This window comes from Bradyrhizobium sp. STM 3566 (assembly GCF_045571445.1).
GTDB classification, from domain to species: domain Bacteria; phylum Pseudomonadota; class Alphaproteobacteria; order Rhizobiales; family Xanthobacteraceae; genus Bradyrhizobium; species Bradyrhizobium vignae.
Genome location: NZ_CP120692.1, coordinates 5,691,402 through 5,711,734 on the forward strand (window position 1 = coordinate 5,691,402; position 20,333 = coordinate 5,711,734).

At 64.8% G+C, this 20,333-nt stretch carries 17 protein-coding genes and 2 pseudogenes; 8 read left to right on the forward strand and 11 right to left on the reverse strand.

What is annotated here, in order from left to right; all coding sequences use genetic code 11:
* Nucleotides 1–213 precede the first annotated feature (213 nt).
* From glyS to P6U27_RS27585, 6 genes are all read right to left on the reverse strand, one after another.
* Nucleotides 214–2,313 (reverse strand): glycine--tRNA ligase subunit beta, encoded by a 2,100-nt coding sequence (glyS, locus tag P6U27_RS27560; RefSeq protein WP_122404788.1) that lies wholly within the window; start codon nt 2,311–2,313, stop codon nt 214–216.
* Nucleotides 2,313–3,251, reverse strand: coding sequence for a glycine--tRNA ligase subunit alpha (locus P6U27_RS27565; protein ID WP_209294956.1), 939 nt, complete (start codon nt 3,249–3,251; stop codon nt 2,313–2,315). The genes glyS and P6U27_RS27565 overlap by 1 nt, the downstream gene beginning before the upstream one ends.
* Nucleotides 3,252–3,478: 227 nt before the next feature.
* Nucleotides 3,479–3,670, reverse strand: a complete 192-nt coding sequence (locus tag P6U27_RS27570) for a hypothetical protein (RefSeq protein ID WP_028178670.1) — start codon at nt 3,668–3,670, stop codon at nt 3,479–3,481.
* 105 nt (nt 3,671–3,775) lie between these two features.
* Entirely contained in the window at nt 3,776–4,684 is a 909-nt protein-coding gene (locus P6U27_RS27575; protein ID WP_122404790.1) for a S49 family peptidase, read from the reverse strand.
* A gap of 214 nt (nt 4,685–4,898) precedes the next feature.
* Entirely contained in the window at nt 4,899–5,663 is a 765-nt protein-coding gene (locus P6U27_RS27580) for a tRNA1(Val) (adenine(37)-N6)-methyltransferase (RefSeq protein WP_122404791.1), read from the reverse strand.
* Nucleotides 5,656–5,883, reverse strand: a complete 228-nt coding sequence (locus P6U27_RS27585; RefSeq protein ID WP_122404792.1) for a DUF2007 domain-containing protein — start codon at nt 5,881–5,883, stop codon at nt 5,656–5,658. The genes P6U27_RS27580 and P6U27_RS27585 overlap by 8 nt, the downstream gene beginning before the upstream one ends.
* Nucleotides 5,884–6,016: 133 nt before the next feature.
* Here P6U27_RS27585 and P6U27_RS27590 point away from each other — a divergent pair, with 133 nt between their 5' ends.
* The 7 genes and pseudogenes from P6U27_RS27590 (at nt 6,017) to P6U27_RS27620 (ending at nt 13,756) form a co-directional block, all read left to right on the forward strand.
* Entirely contained in the window at nt 6,017–7,024 is a 1,008-nt protein-coding gene (locus P6U27_RS27590) for a polyprenyl synthetase family protein (protein ID WP_122406818.1), read from the forward strand.
* Between the two features lie 217 nt (nt 7,025–7,241).
* Nucleotides 7,242–8,408, forward strand: a complete 1,167-nt coding sequence (locus P6U27_RS27595; RefSeq protein WP_122406392.1) for an IS110 family transposase — start codon at nt 7,242–7,244, stop codon at nt 8,406–8,408.
* Between the two features lie 741 nt (nt 8,409–9,149).
* Nucleotides 9,150–9,665, forward strand: a complete 516-nt coding sequence (locus P6U27_RS27600; protein ID WP_122404793.1) for a helix-turn-helix domain-containing protein — start codon at nt 9,150–9,152, stop codon at nt 9,663–9,665.
* Nucleotide 9,666: 1 nt separating this feature from the next.
* A complete protein-coding gene (gene fabF, locus P6U27_RS27605; RefSeq protein ID WP_407192847.1) occupies nt 9,667–10,929 on the forward strand; it encodes a beta-ketoacyl-ACP synthase II in 1,263 nt (420 codons plus the stop codon).
* A gap of 44 nt (nt 10,930–10,973) precedes the next feature.
* Nucleotides 10,974–11,606: a LysE family translocator gene (locus P6U27_RS27610; RefSeq protein WP_122404795.1), complete on the forward strand. Its 633-nt coding sequence runs from the start codon at nt 10,974–10,976 to the stop codon at nt 11,604–11,606.
* The gene (locus P6U27_RS27615; RefSeq protein ID WP_122404796.1) at nt 11,599–12,477 is read left to right on the forward strand and encodes an alpha/beta fold hydrolase; all 879 of its coding nucleotides are present in this window, start codon (nt 11,599–11,601) and stop codon (nt 12,475–12,477) included. The genes P6U27_RS27610 and P6U27_RS27615 overlap by 8 nt, the downstream gene beginning before the upstream one ends.
* A gap of 113 nt (nt 12,478–12,590) precedes the next feature.
* A pseudogene (locus P6U27_RS27620) lies at nt 12,591–13,756 on the forward strand (IS110 family transposase).
* A 520-nt stretch (nt 13,757–14,276) separates the two neighbouring features.
* Here P6U27_RS27620 and P6U27_RS27625 read toward each other — a convergent pair.
* From P6U27_RS27625 to P6U27_RS27645, 5 genes and pseudogenes are all read right to left on the reverse strand, one after another.
* Nucleotides 14,277–15,161: a 4-(cytidine 5'-diphospho)-2-C-methyl-D-erythritol kinase gene (locus P6U27_RS27625; protein ID WP_162500401.1), complete on the reverse strand. Its 885-nt coding sequence runs from the start codon at nt 15,159–15,161 to the stop codon at nt 14,277–14,279.
* A gap of 29 nt (nt 15,162–15,190) precedes the next feature.
* Nucleotides 15,191–15,547 (reverse strand): tetratricopeptide repeat protein, encoded by a 357-nt coding sequence (locus P6U27_RS27630; protein ID WP_407194488.1) that lies wholly within the window; start codon nt 15,545–15,547, stop codon nt 15,191–15,193.
* On the reverse strand, nt 15,453–15,665 hold the full coding sequence (locus P6U27_RS27635; RefSeq protein WP_376707277.1) for a hypothetical protein: 213 nt from the start codon (nt 15,663–15,665) through the stop codon (nt 15,453–15,455). The genes P6U27_RS27630 and P6U27_RS27635 overlap by 95 nt, the downstream gene beginning before the upstream one ends.
* A pseudogene (locus tag P6U27_RS27640) lies at nt 15,656–16,981 on the reverse strand (hypothetical protein); the annotation flags it as partial. The pseudogene P6U27_RS27640 and the gene P6U27_RS27635, both read right to left, overlap by 10 nt.
* 276 nt (nt 16,982–17,257) lie before the next feature.
* Complete coding sequence (locus P6U27_RS27645) at nt 17,258–18,919, reverse strand: electron transfer flavoprotein-ubiquinone oxidoreductase (protein WP_122404799.1); 1,662 nt, start codon at nt 18,917–18,919, stop codon at nt 17,258–17,260.
* A gap of 135 nt (nt 18,920–19,054) precedes the next feature.
* Here P6U27_RS27645 and P6U27_RS27650 point away from each other — a divergent pair, with 135 nt between their 5' ends.
* Nucleotides 19,055–19,858, forward strand: coding sequence for a uracil-DNA glycosylase family protein (locus P6U27_RS27650; RefSeq protein WP_122404800.1), 804 nt, complete (start codon nt 19,055–19,057; stop codon nt 19,856–19,858).
* The last annotated feature ends 475 nt before the right edge of the window (nt 19,859–20,333 follow it).

Sequence of the window (20,333 nt, forward strand, 5' to 3'; positions counted from 1 at the left end):
ACATCAGGCTGGCGCGAGCAGTGTTTAATCGGACATCAGGCCCCGCCCGGTCCTCCCCCCGCCGGGCGGGGCTTTTTTTGTGCTTCGGAGCACCGTCGTTCCGGGGCGGTCCGCAGGACCGAACCCGGAACCTCGAGATTCTCAGGTGCGCAATTGCGCACCATGGTTCGCGCTTCGCGCACGGTGGTGCTTATTGCGCGGCCTCGCCTCGCCTCAATCCTGGATCTTCGAGAAGTCCGCCACCGCCCGCGTGGCGCTGCGGATCTCGTTCAGCAGCTTCAGACGGTTCTCGCGCACCTTCGGATCTTCGTCGTTGACGCGGACCTTGTCGAAGAACGCATCCACCGGCGGGCGCAGCTTTGCCATCGCGCTCATGGCGGCAGCAAAGTCTTCCCTGGCGACGGCGGCGCCGGCTCCCGCCTTCACCTCGCCAATCGCCTTGGCAAGCGCCTTTTCCTCAGCGAGGCTGTAAAGCGCAGCATCCGGCGCACCGTCGAAGGTCCGCTTGTCCTTCTTTTCCTCGATCGAAAGGATGTTGCTGGCCCGCTTGGTGCCGGCGAGCAGGTTCTTTCCGTCGTCAGTGTCGAGGAATTTTCCGAGCGCCTCGACGCGGCGCACGATCATCAAGAGATCGTCCTGGCCGCCGAGGGCGAACACGGCGTCGACGAGATCGTGCCGCGCGCCCTGCTCGCGAAGCTGGACTTTCAGACGGTCGGCGAAGAAGGCGAGCAGGTCGCTCGGAAGCTTCTGCGCATCGGCGGACTTCACCGAGAGGCCGGCGAACGCGGACTCCGCCACCTTCATCAACGACAGACGAAGCGCGTTCTCGGCAATCAGCCTGATCACGCCCAGCGCCGCTCTCCGCAGCGCATAGGGGTCCTTGCTGCCCGTCGGCTTTTCGTCGATCGCCCAGAAGCCGACCAGCGTATCGAGCTTGTCAGCAAGCGCGACCGCAACGCTGACCGGATCAGTCGGGACGCGATCGGCAGGGCCTTGCGGCTTGTAATGCTCTTCGCACGCAGCGGCGACGGAGGCGTCCTCGCGCTGCGCCAAGGCGTAGTACTTGCCCATCAGGCCCTGGACCTCGGGGAATTCGCCGACGACCTCGGTCAGCAGATCGGCCTTGGCCAGATGCGCAGCACGCGTCGCCTTGGCGACATCGGCGCCAACCAAAGGCGCGATCTCGGCGGCGAGACGCTCGATGCGCTTGATGCGCGCGGCCTGGGTGCCGAGCTTCTCATGGAACACGATCTGCTCGAACTTCGGCAGACGATCCTCAAGCTTGGTCTTGAGGTCCGTCTCGTAGAAGAACTTCGCGTCCGACAGGCGCGCGCGGATGACGCGCTCATTGCCGGCGACGATGGTCTTGCCGCCGTCAGTCGCCTCGATATTGGCGACCAGGATGAACTTGCTCGCGAGCTTGCCCGTCTTGGGATCGCTGACGACAAAGCACTTCTGGTTATTGCGGATGGTGGCGCGGATCACCTCCCCGGGCGTTGTCAGGAATTCCGGCTCGAACGAGCCCATCAGCACGACCGGCCATTCGACCAGGCCCGCGACCTCATCGAGCAGGGTCTGGTCCTCCACGAGCTCGAAACCTTGCGCAAAGGCAAGCTGCTTGGCGTCGGTGAGGATGGCGTCCTTGCGGCGCTCGGGGTCGAGCACGACCTTGGCATCGAGTAGCTTTGCCTCATAGTCCTCGAAGCGGCGCACCTGAATTGGCGCCGGCGCGAGGAAGCGGTGGCCGTAGGTGGTTTGGCCGGTCTCGATGCCGTCCACCGCAAACTTCACGACATCCGGCTCTTCGGTCTCGAGCCCGAAGGTCGCGGTGATCGCGTGCAGCGGACGCACCCAGTTCAGCGAGCCGGGTTTTCCGGAACGCGCGCCCCAGCGCATCGATTTCGGCCAGGGGAAGGTGCGGATGATGACGGGCAGGAATTCGGCGAGCACGTCGATCGCGTCGCGGCCGGGCTTTTCGATCAAGCCGATGTAGAAATCACCCTTGGGGTCGCGCTGGATCTTGGCCTCGTCCAGCGACTTCAATCCTGTCGCTTTGAGAAAGCCCAGCACGGCCGCGTCGGGCGCGCCGACTTTGGGGCCGCGGCGCTCGGTCTTCAGATCAGGCTGGCGCGCAGGAATGCCGTGCACGGTGAGCGCAAGACGGCGCGGCGTCGCGAAGGCTTTCGCGCCCTCGTAGACCAGGCCTTCGGCAACCAGCTTGTCGGTGACCATGCGGCGCAGATCGTCGGCCGCCTTGGCCTGCATGCGCGCGGGAATTTCTTCCGAGAAGAGTTCAAGCAAAAGATCGGGCATCAGGCCGCTCCGCCCGCTTCAGTGTGGATCCAGGCCTCGCCGCAAGCCTTGGCCAGCTCACGCACGCGCAGAATGTAGCTCTGCCGCTCGGTCACGGAGATCACGCCGCGGGCATCGAGCAGATTGAAGACATGGCTCGCCTTGATGCACTGGTCATAGGCCGGCAGCGCCATCAGATGCTGCTTGCTGTTGCCGCCTTCGCGCCAGCCGGCGTCGAGGTATTTCTTGCAGGCAGCCTCCGCCATCTTGAACTGCTCGAACAGCATCGCGGTGTCGGCATATTCAAAGTTGTGCCGCGAATATTCCTGCTCCGCTTGCAGAAAGACGTCTCCATAAGTGACCTTGGAGTCGCCATCACGGCCGTTGAAGTTGAGGTCGTAGACGCGGTCGACGCCCTGCACGTACATCGCGAGGCGCTCGAGGCCATAGGTGAGCTCGCCCGCAACCGGCGCGCATTCGAAGCCCGCGACCTGCTGGAAATAGGTGAACTGGCTGACCTCCATACCGTCGCACCAGCACTCCCACCCCAGGCCCCAGGCGCCCAGCGTCGGGCTCTCCCAATCGTCCTCGACAAAGCGGATGTCGTGCACGGCGGAATCGATGCCGATCGCCGCGAGCGACTTCAGGTACAGCTCCTGAAGGTTCGGCGGCGACGGCTTCATGATCACCTGGAACTGGTAGTAGTGCTGCATCCGGTTGGGGTTCTCGCCGTAGCGGCCGTCCTTGGGCCGACGCGAGGGCTGCACATAGGCTGCGTTCCATGGCTTTGGCCCGAGCGCGCGCAGGGTGGTCGCCGGATGGAAGGTGCCCGCGCCCATTTCCATGTCGTAAGGCTGCAAGATCACGCAGCCCTGCTCGGCCCAGAACCGCTGGAGCGCGAGGATGAAGCCCTGGAACGAGCGTTCCGGGCGCATATGGGCGGGCAATGAGGCGTCCATCGTCAGATCAGGCTCTCGCGGGGGGTTTTGAATCGCGCGGGACCGTATCGACGGCGGGGATGGGAATCAAGGCAAAGGGGGCGGAAATGGCTGTCATTCCGGGACGATGCGACGGGACGCCCGGAGCATCGGACCCGGAATCTCGAGATTCTCAGGTGCACAATCGCGCACCGGGGTTCGGTCCCGCCGACCGCCCCCGGAATGACGGTGTGCGAAAAGAGCGCCGGCTACCCCGGCCGGTAAGCTCCGGTCACGGGATCACGCTTCAGCGTCTGGATATCCCCCATACGGGCGGCTTCAGCGACGCGCGACAGGCGCATCTCCTCCAGCTCCTGGTTGATCCGGACAGCGGTCTTGTAGGCCCAGCGGACCACGGCAAGCCCGCCCAGGACGCCCGCGAAAGCGACGAACGGCGGCATCGGTCGATCCTTATTCAATGCTCAGCCCCCACGCACATTGTCGCGCAGATGGACCTGCGCCGCAATTGGCTCACCTCGGGCCAAATGGCGCGGGAGGGCCCGAGCCTAGAACCCGAATTTCGCCCAAATCGCCCGCGTCTCCACCGCAGAGATCAGTTCGTCCGGCAGGCCGGCCATTGATTCCAGGGCCGAAAGCTGCCCCGCGCCGGGCGCTTTTCGCCCCAAGAGGCCGGAGAGCAGCCCAGTCGGCTGCACGATCACGGGCGTGAGAACCTTCTCGCCATAGCGGGCACGAAGAGTTGAGCGGAGATCGCCGATGCCGTCGGCGAGCCCCAGCGCGATGGCGCTCTCGCCGGCCCAGTATTCGCCCGTGAACAGCGCGTCGTCCGCTCCCTTCAGCCGCGCGCCGCGACTCTCCTTGACCAGCGAGATGAAGATCTGGTGGATCTCGCGCTGGATCGCCTTCAATCTGACGACGTCATCGGGGTTTTCCGGGAGGAACGGGTCGAGCATCGCCTTGTGTTCGCCTGCGGTGTAGAGGCGCCGCTCGATGCCGAGCCGCTTGATTGCCTCCTGAAAACCGAAACTGCCGCCGACAACACCGATCGAACCGAGGATCGAAGAGGGATCGCAGATGATCTCGTCGCCGGCGCAGGCGATCATGTAGCCGCCGGAGGCCGCGACGTCTTCGACGAACACGAGCACCGGCAGCTTCTTCTCCGCCGCCAGCTGCTTGATCCGCAAGTAGATCTGGCGCGACTGCACCGGCGAGCCGCCGGGCGAATTGATCACCAACGCCACGGCCTTGGCGTGCCGATAGGAAAACGCGCGCTCGAGCACCCGCGCGACGCCAGCAAGCGTCAAGCCGGGACGCAGTGGCGTCACCGCACCAATCACGCCGGACAGCCGCACCACCGGCACCACCGCCGCACCGGGGCGGAAGCGCGCCGGCAGATATTGCATGAGCTTGTCGGCCAGGCCGGAACTCTCTCGATCGTTCGAATGTTCGGCCATGCCGTTACCTCTGATTAACCATTTCTTATCACGCGAGTGTCATTGGAAGTGCCTGGAACGTGTTTTGCAGATCTCCCGTTGGGAAGCTGCAATAGGCAGCGGAGGAAACGCCATGAAGATTTATCTGCTGATGCTGCTGATCGGTGCGCTTTTCACGGCGATTCGCTTCACCTCTCCGCAAGAGCAGCAGTCGGAATCGCTTCCGCAGTAAGCCTCACGGCTCCGCCAGCGTCACCTCCGCCTTTCCTTCCAGAATATCCCTTACCTCTTTTTTAGGCACGTTTGACTCTTCGTTGAGCATGAGGCCCGGCAGCAACCGTGTCGGAGCCCGGCCGCCTTTGACTGCGCGGACCAGAACACGGATCGCGGGCTTTCCCGCTTCGCCATGGACCGGCAGGATCGCGAGGCTGCCGAAGCCGCGTGACAGCGCTGCCATGACGTCCGCGATTCCGTCCGCGCGCCAGATCAGAGTCAGCGCACCGCTCGATCGGAGGATACGCCGCGCTGCATGCACCCACGCATGCAGGGTCTCCCCCGTCGCCACATGGGCGGCGTGACGTGCCTGATCCGGCGAGCCGCGATGGCGTGCGGGATCGTTGAAGGGCGGGTTCATCAGCACTGCGTCGACACTGTCAGGCGGAAGTCCGTTTGCTGCAAACGCCTGCGCATCCGCGGTGACGTCGAGCACGATGGTCTCGGCGGCGATCGCGTTCGCCGCGGCATTGGCCCGCGCGAGCTCCGCCAGTTCCGGATCGATCTCGACCAGGCTGAGCCTGATCCCCTCTACGCGCCGAGCGAGCGCGAGCCCCGCCGTGCCGACGCCGGCGCCGAAATCGACCACGCGGTCTCCGGCCTGGGCGCCGGTCGCCGCCGCAAGCAGGATGGCGTCATGCCCGGCGCGATGGCCGGATCGCTTCTGCCGCAAGCGCAACTGCCCGCCGAGAAAGGCGTCCTCGGTAATATCTGTGGCCTCAATCATCGCTGCGCAATTCGTGGCTGAGGCCGGCTTCGGTGAGGAGCTCCCTAGCCTCCTGGGCGTCGTCCTCATGAACCAGGATCCGCCGCGGCAAAATACCGAGCGAGCCCTCGATGATGCTCATGTTCTGGTCAAGCACCAGATGATGGATGTTGGCGCCGTCGAGCAGCGCACCAATCGCCGATACCAGCACCATATCGTTGGTCCGAACCAGTTCGCGCAAAACGCAGGTCTCCTGCCTGAAGGTCGCTAAAGCGGCAAATGTCAATGGTTCCGCGGGCCTTGCCGCATCCGCCGCCAGTTTCTATTGTATTTCCATCAGAATAGCCCTTTCGGGGCAAATATTGGAGACCGGCGTGGCCGTCATCGTACCTTTCGAAACTCCTGGCGCGTCGATCGAAGAGCTGGTTGCCCTTGTCGCCCCCGATATGGAGCGCGTCAACGCCACGATCCTGTCGCGGACCGGTTCGGATGTGACCATGATCCCGGAAGTGGCCAACCACCTGATCTCCTCCGGGGGCAAACGCCTGCGCCCGATGCTGACGCTCGCCATGGCCAATCTCGCCGGCTACACCGGCGATGGCCATATCAAGCTGGCTGCCTCCGTCGAGTTCATGCATACCGCCACCCTGCTCCACGACGACGTCGTCGACGAGAGCGAGATGCGCCGCGGCAAGCTGTCGGCGCGCATGCTCTGGGGCAACGAGGCGAGCGTGCTGGTCGGTGACTTCCTGCTGGGACAGGCCTTTCGCATGATGGTCGAGGTCGGCTCGCTGCGCGCGCTCGACATCCTCTCCGCGGCCGCCGCCACCATCGCCGAGGGCGAGGTGATGCAGCTGGCCGCAGCCAAGAACACCGCGACCACCGAGGACGAATATCTCGCCGTGATCCGCGGCAAGACCGCCGAATTGTTCGCAGCCGCCTGCGAGGTCGGCCCTGTCATCGCCAACCGCCCCAAGGCGGAGCAGACCGCGTGCCGCTCGGTCGGCATGAATCTCGGCATCGCCTTCCAGCTCGTCGATGACGTGCTCGACTATGGCGGCAAGAGCGCCAAGCTCGGCAAGAACACCGGCGACGATTTCCGCGAGGGCAAGATCACCCTGCCCGTCGTGCTCGCCTTCCGCCGCGGCAACGACACCGAGCGCGCGTTCTGGATCCGGGCGCTTGAGCGCGGCGAGATCGGCGATGGCGACCTCGATCACGCCATCGGCCTGATGAACAAGCACCGCGCGCTCGAGGATACGCTGAGCCGCGCCCAGCACTACGGCGACATGGCCGTCGATGCACTCGCGCTGTTCCCGCCCTCACCGATGAAGAGCGCGCTGGAGCAGGTCGTGGCGTTCTGTTTGGCGCGGTCGCATTAGGCGACGGCGCTTACTCTTTATCGATCGACGCGCGATTGTTAGCCTATCCCTCGAGGCTCGCCGAAGAGGCGAGCACCTCAGGGTGACGGTGATGGATATGTGTGCGCTGTCTCCACAGCGTCATTGCGAGCGCAGCGAAGATTCCATGGGGAGTGGATAGCGACCAGGTCTGAGGCCAGACTGAGGGTTGCTGAATCCATTCAACCTGGAGACGACGATGTTGCTCGATCATCCTTCCGACGGACTGGCCGCTATCCGCACGCAGTTTGGCGCAATTTTTGTGTCATTGGAACTGAGCCGTTCGACATGGCTGGTCACTTCGCTGTCGCCCTGCAAGGGCGAGAAGATGTCCAAACGCAGCATGAAGGCCGGCGAGCTTTCGGAACTGTTGAAGCTGTTTGCGGAGCTGAAGCGCAAGGCGCAGGCGCGAACGGGTGAGAGCTATCCGCTCATCGCGATCCAGGAGGCGGGGCTGGACGGGTTCTGGCTTCACCGCGCCCTGCAGCAGGAAGGCATCGAGAGCCACGTAGTCGATCCGGCCTCGATTGCGACGCCGCGCCGGCGCCGGCGGGCCAAGACGGACCGGCTGGATGGCGAGACGCTGTTGCGGACGCTGCTGGCCTACAAGCGCGGCGAGGTACGGGTCTGCGCCATGGTCGTTGCGCCCTCTCCGGCAGAGGAGGACCGCCGTAGGCTGTGCCGCGAGCGAGAGACCTTGATCGCGGAGCGGATCGAGCATGTGAACCGGATCAAGGGTCTTCTGTTCGCGCAAGGGATCTTCGACTACGCGCCGCTGCGGCGAGACCGGCGGAAGCGGCTGGAGGCCTTGCGGACGGGCGACGGGCGCGCCTTGCTGGCGCATCTGAAGGCGCAGATCAGCCGCGAACTCGACCGGCTCGAACTGCTGCTCGACCAGATCACGGCGGTGGAGCGCGAGCAGGATGCGTTGCTGGCCGCGAGCAAGGCGGCGGGGGAGAAGACCGTATCGAACCCGGTGGCAATGCTGCTCGAACTGAAGAGCCTGGGCCCGAACTTCACGGCCGTTCTCTGGTCGGAGGCCTTTTACCGGCAGTTCGCCAACCGCCGCCAGATTGCATCCTATGCCGGCCTTGCAGCCACGCCATGGCGCAGTGGCGGCATCGAGCGCGAGCAAGGCGTGTCGAAGGCTGGCAATCCGCGCCTGAGAACCACGATGATCCAGCTCGCCTGGCTCTGGGTACGCCACCAGCCTCAATCGGCTTTGACCCAGTGGTTCAAGGTGCACAGCCAACGCGGCCGCAAGCGCGCGATCGTGGCGCTCGCGCGCAAGCTGCTCGTGGCCCTCTGGAAGTACGTGACCGCGGGCGTGGTGATCGAGGGAGCCGAGATAAAGGCCGCCGCCTGACACCACGCTCCTCAGCCTCAAAGCCAATCCGCCGAGATTGATCAGCCTCGGCCGATCCGGGTGGACGAACCGATGGATTGCATGGCTTCAAACGCCGTAACGAAGAATGGTCTCGTCCTCTCGAGCCTGCCCGCCGCAAGCGGAATGTTGGTGCAGCCGCCGCCGCGCGGCGACCGAATGTGAGTTTGATCTGGCAAGCAAACCAGATTGCAAAAACCGGCTCGACCCTTGGATCGCCTGACGAAAAGGAGTTATCCGCCCGCTGCCCCGACTGCCAAAGCCTGATGGCGTGCTCGCTCGAGTCAAGGCCAAGTCGCTTCGCGACGGCCCTACGGGCCGACCTTGACTCGATCTGCGCGCGCCATCCTACGTGCTCCACGGTCGGGACGAAGAGCTGGCCTGCAATCGAACAAAGAGCTGAACAAACCGCCTTGACACACCAAATCCCCATGTGAGCAATCCAGAATCCCGTCGCGGAGACGGCCTGGATTGCTTCGCTACGTTCGCAATGACGGAGTGTGGCGCGTCCGGCACCGCTCGCTCTCGTGTCCCCGACCCGCTGCAGCGTGAAACGCTGCTGCGCAGAGCCGGGCCCCATGCGACATCCAGCGATCAGCAGTATGGGCCCCGGCTTTGCAGCAACTGCGCTTTGTCTCACCAGCAGAACCCAGCCTCATTCGCTCCGCATCCTAGCACACCCAGTCACTTGCATTTTGCAAGTAACCCCCATACTTTCCCGCCATGCAGCCAAAATCCCCCTCGATCCTGGAATGCCCCGTCGGCCGCGCCGTGGAAACGGTCGGCGAATGGTGGAGCATCCTGATCCTGCGCGATGCATTTCAGGGGGCGACGAGGTTCGATGAGTTCTCGCAAAACCTCGGCATTGCACCGAACATCCTATCGCGGCGGCTCGCCCATCTCACCGAGAGCGGCATGTTCACGCGCCGCCGCTATCAAGATCGGCCGCCACGCTACGAATATGTGCTGACGGACAAGGCGCGGGATTTCTTTCCCGTGATCGCTACGCTGCTCGCCTGGGGCAACAAGCATCTCGCGCCCAAAGGCGAATCCATCCTGCTGGCGAACCGGAACAGCGCACGCCCGTTCGATCCGGTCGTGGTCGACGCGGCCAACATGCAGCCTATCACGCTCGCCAATACCATCGCCATTCCCGGGCCACGCGCCAGCCGCGGCATGCGCAAGCACCTCGCTTCACTCAAGGCAATGAACCCGGCCGTCGCGCCGGCCGGAGACTGACATGCGTCGTATCGTCGTGACGGGAATGGGCGCAGTGTCGCCGCTCGGCTACGGTGTCGAATTGTCGTGGCGGCGGTTGCTCGCCGGGCAAAGCGGGCTGCGGCCGCTGCCCGAATGGGCGCAGGCGCTGCCGGCGCGCATTGCCGGGCTCGTGCCCGACAAGGCCGATGATGCCGAAGGCGGCTTCGATCCGGCGCAGGCCGCGGCGCCCAAAGACCAACGCAAGATGGACCGCTTCATTCTGTTCGCACTGCTCGCCACGGCAGAAGCGGTCGCGCAAGCCCGATGGACGCCGCAGGACGCAGCCGCGCTGGAGCGCACCGCGACGATCATCGCTTCCGGCGTCGGCGGCTTTCCCGCAATGGCGGAGGCCGTGCGCACCACCGAGCAGCGCGGCGCGCGGCGGCTGTCGCCGTTCACGATTCCCTCCTTCCTCGCCAATCTCGCCGCCGGCCACGTCTCGATCAAATACGGCTACAAGGGCGCGCTGGGCACGCCGGTCACGGCCTGCGCGGCCGGCGTGCAGGCGATCGGCGATGCCGCACGCATGATCCGCCTCGGCGAGGCCGATGTCGCGATCTGCGGCGGCGCCGAGGCCTGCATCGATATCGTCAGCCTCGGCGGCTTTGCGGCGGCGCGAGCCCTGTCGAGCGGCTTCAACGACGAACCCGCACGCGCCTCGCGGCCGTTCGATCGCGACCGCGACGGCTTTGTCATGGGCGAAGGTGCAGGCATCCTGGTGGTCGAGGCGCTGGAGCATGCGCTCGCGCGCGGTGCGAAGCCGATCGCGGAGATCGTCGGCTACGGCACGACGGCGGACGCCTATCACATGACATCGGGTCCACCGGATGGCGACGGCGCCCGCCGCGCCATGGAGATCGCGCTACGGCAGGCGAAGCTCGCGCCCCCGGATGTGCAGCACCTGAACGCGCACGCGACGTCGACTCCGGCCGGCGACGAGAGCGAGCTCGGCGCCATCGCCACGCTGTTCGGCCGCAATCGGGGCATTGCGGTGAGCGCGACCAAATCGGCCACCGGCCATCTGCTCGGCGCGGCCGGTGGGCTGGAAGCAATCTTCGCCGTGCTCGCTCTGCGCGATCAGATCGCGCCGCCGACGCTCAATCTCGAAAACCCGGATCCTGGCGCTGACGGCATCGACATTGTCGCCGGTGCCGCACGGCCGATGCCGATGCAGCATGCGATCTCCAACGGGTTCGGCTTCGGCGGCGTCAATGCGAGCGTGATCTTCCGCCGGATGGGCTAAGCGAGAGGCCTTGCAATCGCCGCTCGCTCAGCTACGAAAACAGGATGACCGAAACCAATTTCTGGCTGTTCCTGGCCGCAGCATTCCTAATTGCGGCGATTCCCGGCCCCGGCATTTTTTACGTCGCGGCGCGAACACTTTCGGACGGCCGCGCGAGCGGCTTTGCCTCGACCGCGGGCACGGCGCTGGGCGGCATGGTCCATGTCGTGGCCGGCAGTCTTGGCATCTCCGCGATCATCCTGGCCAGCGCGGAACTGTTTGCCGCCGTGAAATTCGTCGGCGCGCTCTATCTGGTCTGGCTCGGCATCAGGACGTTTCGCGGCGCCGTGCGTGCGCAGTCGCTCGAGAGCGAAGCCGTCGGCGACAAGCGCGCGTTCCGCGACGGCGTGCTGGTCGAGGCGCTGAATCCGAAGACTGCGGCGTTCTTTCTCGCCTTCATTCCGCAGTTTCTCGATCCCGCGGGATCGAACCCGACGCTGCAATTCATCCTGCTCGGTGCGATCTCGGTGGCACTGAACACACTCGCCGACGTCGTGGTGGTGCTGATGGCCTCGGCAACGCGCGCGCAGCTGATCGGACGGCCGCAGCTGATGCGGCGCCTCACGCAAGGCTCCGGCGTCTTCATCGCGGGCCTCGGCCTCTCGCTTGCCTTGGCGCGGCGGCCGGCAAATGGCTAGCACCCCGCAAAGCCGCTTCTATGAATCGCACGGCCTGCGGCTGCATTACGCCGACTGGGGCAACGAGGGCGCGCCCGCTCTGATCCTGGTCCATGGGGGCCGCGATCATTGCCGCAGCTGGGATCACATCGCCCGATCGTTGCAGCCGCATTTTCACGTGCTCGCACCCGACCTGCGCGGTCACGGCGATTCCGATTGGACGAGGGGCGGCAGCTACGCGCTGACCGAATATGTCTACGATCTTACCCAGCTCGTCCGCACCATTGCAGCGCCTCAAGTCGGTCTCATCGGCCATTCGATGGGCGGCATGGTGAGCCTGATCTTTTCAGGTTCATTCCCCGAGCAGGTCACGAAGCTGGTCGTCCTCGACGGCGTGACCATGTTGCCAGATGCACCAAAGCCGCCGGTGCATGAGCGCATCGGCAAATGGGTGGCCCAACTCGACAAGCTGCACGACCGGACGCCGCGTCGATATTCGACTCTAGCGGACGCGGCCGCGCAGATGGTGCTTCACAACAGGCGGCTGTCGCGCGACCTCGCGCTGCATCTCGCCACGCATGGCGCGCGACGGAACGAGGACGGCACCTATAGCTGGAAGTTCGATCCCTACCAACGTGCCAGCGCGCCGCACCGGCTCTGGCCCGACGATCACGTCGCCTTGTGGTCACGCATCGCCTGCCCGACGCTGCTGCTCAATGCCGGCAAAAGTTTTCTGGCCGGCGCAAAGGCCGCAGGCCTGGAGCGCTATTTCCAGAACGCGCGCATCAAGACCATCGCCGGGGCGGGACACTGGCTGCAGCATGACAAGCCGCAGGAGGTGTTGGACGAGATCCGGCGGTTTCTGGAATTGGCCGAGGATGGCTTAGGCTAGCTCGACTATATCCACGTCATTGCGAGCGTAGCGAAGATTCCATGGGGAGTGGATAGCGACCAGGTCTGAGGCCAGACTGAGGGTTGCTGAATCCATTCAACCTGGAGACGACGATGTTGCTCGATCATCCTTCCGACGGACTGGCCGCTATCCGCACGCAGTTTGGCGCAATTTTTGTGTCATTGGAACTGAGCCGTTCGACATGGCTGGTCACTTCGCTGTCGCCCTGCAAGGGCGAGAAGATGTCCAAACGCAGCATGAAGGCCGGCGAGCTTTCGGAACTGTTGAAGCTGTTTGCGGAGCTGAAGCGCAAGGCGCAGGCGCGAACGGGTGAGAGCTATCCGCTCATCACGATCCAGGAGGCGGGGCTGGACGGGTTCTGGCTTCACCGCGCCCTGCAGCAGGAAGGCATCGAGAGCCACGTAGTCGATCCGGCCTCGATTGCGACGCCGCGCCGGCGCCGGCGGGCCAAGACGGACCGGCTGGATGGCGAGACGCTGTTGCGGACGCTGCTGGCCTACAAGCGCGGCGAGGTACGGGTCTGCGCCATGGTCGTTGCGCCCTCTCCGGCAGAGGAGGACCGCCGTAGGCTGTGCCGCGAGCGAGAGACCTTGATCGCGGAGCGGATCGAGCATGTGAACCGGATCAAGGGTCTTCTGTTCGCGCAAGGGATCTTCGACTACGCGCCGCTGCGGCGAGACCGGCGGAAGCGGCTGGAGGCCTTGCGGACGGGCGACGGGCGCGCCTTGCTGGCGCATCTGAAGGCGCAGATCAGCCGCGAACTCGACCGGCTCGAACTGCTGCTCGACCAGATCACGGCGGTGGAGCGCGAGCAGGATGCGTTGCTGGCCGCGAGCAAGGCGGCGGGGAGAAGACCGTATCGAACCCGGTGGCAATGCTGCTCGAACTGAAGAGCCTGGGCCCGAACTTCACGGCCGTTCTCTGGTCGGAGGCCTTTTACCGGCAGTTCGCCAACCGCCGCCAGATTGCATCCTATGCCGGCCTTGCAGCCACGCCATGGCGCAGTGGCGGCATCGAGCGCGAGCAAGGCGTGTCGAAGGCTGGCAATCCGCGCCTGAGAACCACGATGATCCAGCTCGCCTGGCTCTGGGTACGCCACCAGCCTCAATCGGCTTTGACCCAGTGGTTCAAGGTGCACAGCCAACGCGGCCGCAAGCGCGCGATCGTGGCGCTCGCGCGCAAGCTGCTCGTGGCCCTCTGGAAGTACGTGACCGCGGGCGTGGTGATCGAGGGAGCCGAGATAAAGGCCGCCGCCTGACACCACGCTCCTCAGCCTCAAAGCCAATCCGCCGAGATTGATCAGCCTCGGCCGATCCGGGTGGACGAACCGATGGATTGCATGGCTTCAAACGCCGTAACGAAGAATGGTCTCGTCCTCTCGAGCCTGCCCGCCGCAAGCGGAATGTTGGTGCAGCCGCCGCCGCGCAGCGACCGAATGTGAGTTTGATCTGGCAAGCAAACCAGATTGCAAAAACCGGCTCGACCCTTGGATCGCCTGACGAAAAGGAGTTATCCGCCCGCTGCCCCGACTGCCAAAGCCTGATGGCGTGCTCGCTCGAGTCAAGGCCAAGTCGCTTCGCGACGGCCCTACGGGCCGACCTTGACTCGATCTGCGCGCGCCATCCTACGTGCTCCACGGTCGGGACGAAGAGCTGGCCTGCAATCGAACAAAGAGCTGAACAAACCGCCTTGACACACCAAATCCCCATGTGAGCAATCCAGACTGTCACCGCTGAGAGATTTGGATTGCTTCGCTACGCTCGCTATGACGAACAGAGCTAGCTCAACGTCCCCGCATGCACCCACCAGCCGGGGTGATCGCGGCGGATCTTTTCGGCGGCGGCGTGCGTCTCGACCGGTGCGCCGTAGATCGCAAAGCACGTCGCGCCGGAGCCGGACATCCGGGCGAGCTTGACGCCGGCGGACGTACGCAAGGCGTCCAGCACCTCGCCGATGACAGGCTCGATGCGCATCGCCGGCGCTTCGAGGTCATTGGCGACCGTTTCGAGAACCTCGACCCAATCGGCGATCGAGGCCCCCTCCTCCGGCCACGCCGGCGCTTCGAGGACCGAGGTAGCGCCAACCAGAAGCTCGCCGTTGCGCAGGCCCAGCGCCTGGAACACGTCCTTGGTGGCAACCGGCACGCGCGGATTGACCAAGACGCAGGGCATGCTCGGCAGCGCGAGCGGCAACAGCTGCTCGCCGACGCCGGTCATGTCGCAGGCGCGCGAGAGGAGGCACACCGGCACGTCGGCGCCGGTCGCGAGCGCGACTTTCTGAACGCGGGGATCATCGAGCGATAGATCATTGAGACGCGCGAGGAGCCGCAGCGCCGCTGCGGCATCCGCTGAGCCGCCGCCGATGCCGGCGGCAACCGGAAGCACCTTGTCGAGCGAGAAGGCGCCGAGCTTCAGGCCAGGGACAGCCTCGGCCAGAAGCTTGGCGGCCTTGAGCACGAGATTGTCAGCAGTGTCGCCGCAAGCCGCAGCCAGCGGCCCGGTGGTGGTGAGCTTCAGCTCGCCGTCGGGCTCCAGCGTGAGCCTGTCGGCACAGTCGGCGAACGCAACCACGCTTTCGAGATCATGATAGCCGTCGGCACGACGGCCGATGACGCGAAGGCTCAAATTGACCTTCGCCCGCCCTTCTTCAATCAACGCCGGCATCGGCGACAGCCCCCAACTTGCCCCAGATCTCAGCCGCCCTTGCCGTCGTCCTTCTTCTTCTCGGCCTGCGCCGCGGAAGAGTTGGAATTATCCTCGGTGAGGCCATTGGCGATCTTGGCCTCGATCTTCGGCAGCTCTTCCGGCTCGGGCTTGAGATCGCGCGCATGCGACCACTGGAACTTGGCTTCCAGCGTGCGGCCGACGCGCCAATAGGCATCGCCGAGGTGGTCGTTGATGGTGGGATCCTCGGGCTTGAGATCGATCGCGCGCTCGAGGTTCTTCACCGCCTCCTCATAATTGCCGATGCGGTAATAGGCCCAGCCGAGCGAATCGACGATATAGCCGTCGTCGGGACGCTGCTCGACGGCGCGCTTGATCATCTTCATGCCCTCGTCGAGATTGATGCCCTGGTCGATCCAGGAATAGCCAAGATAGTTGAGCACGTGCGGCTGGTCGGGCTGCAGCTCGAGCGCCTTCTTCATGTCGGCTTCGGCCTTGGCCCACTGCTTGGAGCGCTCCTCGCAGATGCCGCGATAGTAGTACCAGACGCTGTTGGCCTTGTCGTTGCCGGCCGGCAGCACGTCGATGCCTTGCGAGTAGGTCGCGCCGCAGTCGCCGAACTTCTTGCGGCCGCGCTCGATGTTGCCGAGCGCCATGATGGCTTCGAGGTCCTTGGGATCCTCCGTAGTGACGCCCTTGAGGATCTTGATCGCCTCGTCGGTGCGGTCGGCGGAGTCGAGATCGATGGCGAGCTGAATCTGGGCGTTGCGCTTGAGCGGCGAGGACGCGGGCACGCGCTCATAGACCTTGATCGCCATCTGCGGCCGCTTCACCGATTCGTAGAGATCGGCGAGCGAGAGCAGTGCCAGCGGATGGCTCGGCTGCAGGTAGAGCGAGAGCTGGAGATAGACCAGCGCCAGATCCTCGCCGCCGCGGCGGGTCAGCGTCGCGCCGATGCCATAGAGCGCTTCGGCGGCGCCGGCCTGCGCGGAATCCACGAGCGGCGGCATCTTCTTGCCGGCCTTGGTCTCGCGCAGACCTTCCTGGATCAGCGGATGACGCGCGAGCTTCTTGTCGAAGGCCTGGTAGACATTGGTCGCGGCGGCGGAATCCTTGTTGCGCGACAGCCAGCGCGCATAGGCCTCGGTCACGCGCAGCATGGAATCATCGAGCTTGTAGGCGCGCTCGAAGCGGGTGCCGGCGTCCTTCTCCTTGCCGGAGAGCTCCAGGATCATGCCCGCATGAAGGTCCTTGAACAGCGGATACCATTCCGGACCTGCCAGCTTGTCGATGGCGGCGACACCACCCTTGGCATCGCCCGCACCATAGGCGGCCCAGCCCGACAGCAGCGTGGCGACGAGATCGGTGATCGGACCGCGGATCGACTGGTTGATATTGGTCTGCGCAGCCGCGTACTTCTTCAGCTTGAGATCATGCACGCCGACGACGAGACGCGCGACACGGTTGGTCTTGTCGATGGTGAGGATGCGCTCGGCGAGCTTGACCGCCTCGTCGATGTCGCCGTCCGCGACCGAGGAGATGAAGGCACGGTCGAGCAGCTCGTTGTTCTTCGGATCGGTGCGGAGCGCCGAACGATAGAATGCGGCGGCGGACGCCGCGTCACGCTCGACGCTGGCGTGGCGCGCGGCGAGATAGCTGCCGGCACCGGTCAGCGACTTCAGATCGTTTCGGGTCGGAAACTGCGCCGCCGTGCTCTCCGGATGATCCGGCGTCTGCGCCAGCACCGCGCCGGGGACCGTCGTGATCGCGGTGAGGACGATGGCGGCAGCAGTCCAGCGGTTGAAACGATTTGAAAACATCAGGGCTCGCCTTGAGTTGGTATTGCCTGGGTTTGCAGCAGAAGGCCGTATCGCATGCGAACGCGGCCGGTGGCATCGGGACCCGGAACCGTCAGGCCGACAATGCCGCTTTTGGCGCTTCGCCGCAAGGATTCGGACCGGACGATCGCCTCCGCACGCCCCAAACCGGCCACCCGCGCCCCAAGACGCCGCTACTATGGCCTTATCGTGGCCGCGGCGGGTGGCCGCGGCCGGGTTCTCACGCGAACGTGCGTCAGATCACCAGTGAGCCCGCCCTTACATCGCCTCGTAGTTCGGGCCGCCGCCGCCCTCCGGGGGAACCCAGGTGATGTTGCCGTTGGGATCCTTCACGTCGCAGGTTTTGCAGTGGACGCAGTTCTGGGCATTGATCTGGAAGCGCGGGCCCGCCCCCTCCTCGATCCATTCATAGACGCCGGCCGGGCAGTAGCGATTCGAGGGGCCGGCGAAGACGTCATGCTCGGAGGCCTTCTGGAGGTTCATGTCCGCCACCTTCAGATGGATCGGCTGGTCCTCCTCGTGATTGGTGTTGGACAAAAACACCGAGGACAGCTTGTCGAAGGTGATCTTGCCATCGGGCTTCGGGTAATTCCTCGGCGCGTGGCTCTTGGCAGGATCGAGCGTGGCGCGGTCGGGCTTGAGGTGCGACTGGGTGCCGAACAGCGAGCCGCCGAACAGCGTGTTGCACCACATGTCGAAGCCGCCCAGCGCGACGCCGAGCACGGTGCCGAACTTCGACCACAGCGGCTTGACGTTGCGGACCAGGAACAAATCCTTGCCGACCGACGACGTGCGCCAGGCATTCTCGTATTCGACGAGTTCGTCATTGGCGCGATCGGCGGCAATCGCGGCTGCGACGTGCTCGGCGGCGAGCATGCCGGTGCCCATCGCGTTGTGCACGCCCTTGATGCGCGGCACGTTGACGAACCCGGCCGCGCAACCGATCAGCGCGCCCCCGGGGAAGCTCAGCTTCGGCACCGACTGATAGCCGCCCTCGGTGATGGCGCGCGCGCCATAAGCGAGCCGCTTGGCGCCTTCGAAGGTGCCGCGGATCGAGGGATGGGTCTTGAAGCGCTGGAATTCGTCGAACGGGGACAGATAGGGATCGTCGTAATTGAGGTGCACGACGAAGCCAACAGCGACGAGATTGTCGTCGTAATGGTACAGGAACGAGCCGCCGCCGGTCTTCATGTCGAGCGGCCAGCCGAACGAATGCTGGATCAAGCCCTTCTGGTGCTTGGCGGGATCGATCTGCCAAACCTCCTTGAGGCCGATGCCGAATTTTGGCGGCTCAGCCTTGGCGTCGAGTGCGAATTTGTTGATGAGCTGCTTGGTCAGGCTGCCTCGGGCGCCTTCGGCAAACAGCGTGTACTTGCCGAGCAATTCCATACCGCGGGTAAAGGAATCCTTCGGCTTGCCGTCGCGGCCGATTCCCATGTCGCCGGTGGCGATGCCCCTGACCTTGCCCCCCTCGTCGTAGAGCACCTCGGCCGCGGCAAAGCCCGGATAGATCTCGACGCCGAGCGCCTCGGCCTTGCGCGCCAGCCAGCGGCAGACATTGCCGAGCGAGCCGATATAGCAGTGATGATTGTCCATCAGCGGCGGCATCATGAAATTCGGCAGCTTGATCGCGCCGCCGCCCGTCATCCAGTAGAAGCGGTCGTCCTTGACCTGCGTCTTCAGCGGGCAGTCGGCATCCTCCCGCCAGTCCGGAATGAGCTTGTCGAGTCCGGCCGGGTCGATCACCGCGCCCGAGAGAATATGTGCGCCGACCTCGGAGCCCTTCTCCACCACGACCACATTGAGATCGGCATTGAGTTGCTTCAGCCGGATCGCGGCCGACAGACCCGAGGGGCCGGCGCCGACAATGACGACGTCGAATTCCATGGATTCGCGCGGGGGAAGTTCTTCGGTGCTCATCTGATCTCAGCCCTTGAGACGGTCCTCGGTCGTTTGCGCCCTCTTGTTTCCGATTTTTCCGGGTAGGACAACCTCGGAATCGCGTTCCGCCGGGATGCAAGGCCATCCAAGGTGATATAAAAGTCAGACTTTCCCATGATCCCCGAACCCGCACCCACCGTCCGAGAGCTGCTCGCCTTCTATCTGGAGGCCGGTGTCGACTGCGCGCTTGCGGAGGAACCGATAGACCGCCTGGCGGAAATCGACGCTCCGCCACCTTCCGCGCGCACGGCACCGCTCGAGGCGCCGCGGCCGGTCGCCGCGCCCGCGGTCATACGTGGTGAAGCCGCGCCTGCACCGGACGTCGCCATCGCCTCGGCGCGTGAGGCCGCGCGCACCGCCCCGACGCTGGAGGCATTGCGCGAGTTGATGCAAACTTTCGAGGGCTGCGCGCTGAAGCACACCGCGACACGGCTGGTGTTCGCCGACGGCAATCCCAAGGCGCGCATTATGTTCGTCGGCGAGGCGCCAGGGCGCGACGAGGACATCGAGGGACTGCCCTTCGTCGGGCGCAGCGGCAAGCTGCTCGATCTGATGATGGGGGCCATAGGGCTCAACCGCACCACAGCCTACATCGCCAACGTCATTCCCTGGCGGCCGCCCGGCAACCGCACGCCGACGCCGCAGGAGACGCAGATCTGCCTGCCCTTCATCCAGCGCCAGATCGAGCTGGTGAACCCGGATGTGCTGGTGACGCTCGGCAATCCCTCGACCCAGACGCTGCTGGGAACGCGCGAAGGCATCATGCGCACCCGCGGGCGCTGGTTCGATTATGACACCGGCGCACGCACCATCCGCGCGCTGCCGACCTTCCATCCGGCCTATCTGTTGCGCTCGCCGTCATACAAGCGGCTGGCCTGGCAGGATTTGCGCGCAGTCGCGAAGGTGCTGTCGGGATAGCGAGGGGCAGAACGCTCTCTCCCCGTCATTGCGAGCGCAGCGAAGCAAATCCAGAATCTTTCCGGAGAGAGACTCTGGATTGCTCACATGGGGATTTGGTGTGTCAAGGCGGTTTGTTCAGCTCTTTGTTCGATTGCAGGCCAGCTCTTCGTCCCGACCGTGGAGCACGTAGGATGGCGCGCGCAGATCGAGTCAAGGTCGGCCCGTAGGGCCGTCGCGAAGCGACTTGGCCTTGACTCGAGCGAGCACGCCATCAGGCTTTGGCAGTCGGGGCAGCGGGCGGATAACTCCTTTTCGTCAGGCGATCCAAGGGTCGAGCCGGTTTTTGCAATCTGGTTTGCTTGCCAGATCAAACTCACATTCGGTCGCCGCGCGGCGGCGGCTGCACCAACATTCCGCTTGCGGCGGGCAGGCTCGAGAGGACGAGACCATTCTTCGTTACGGCGTTTGAAGCCATGCAATCCATCGGTTCGTC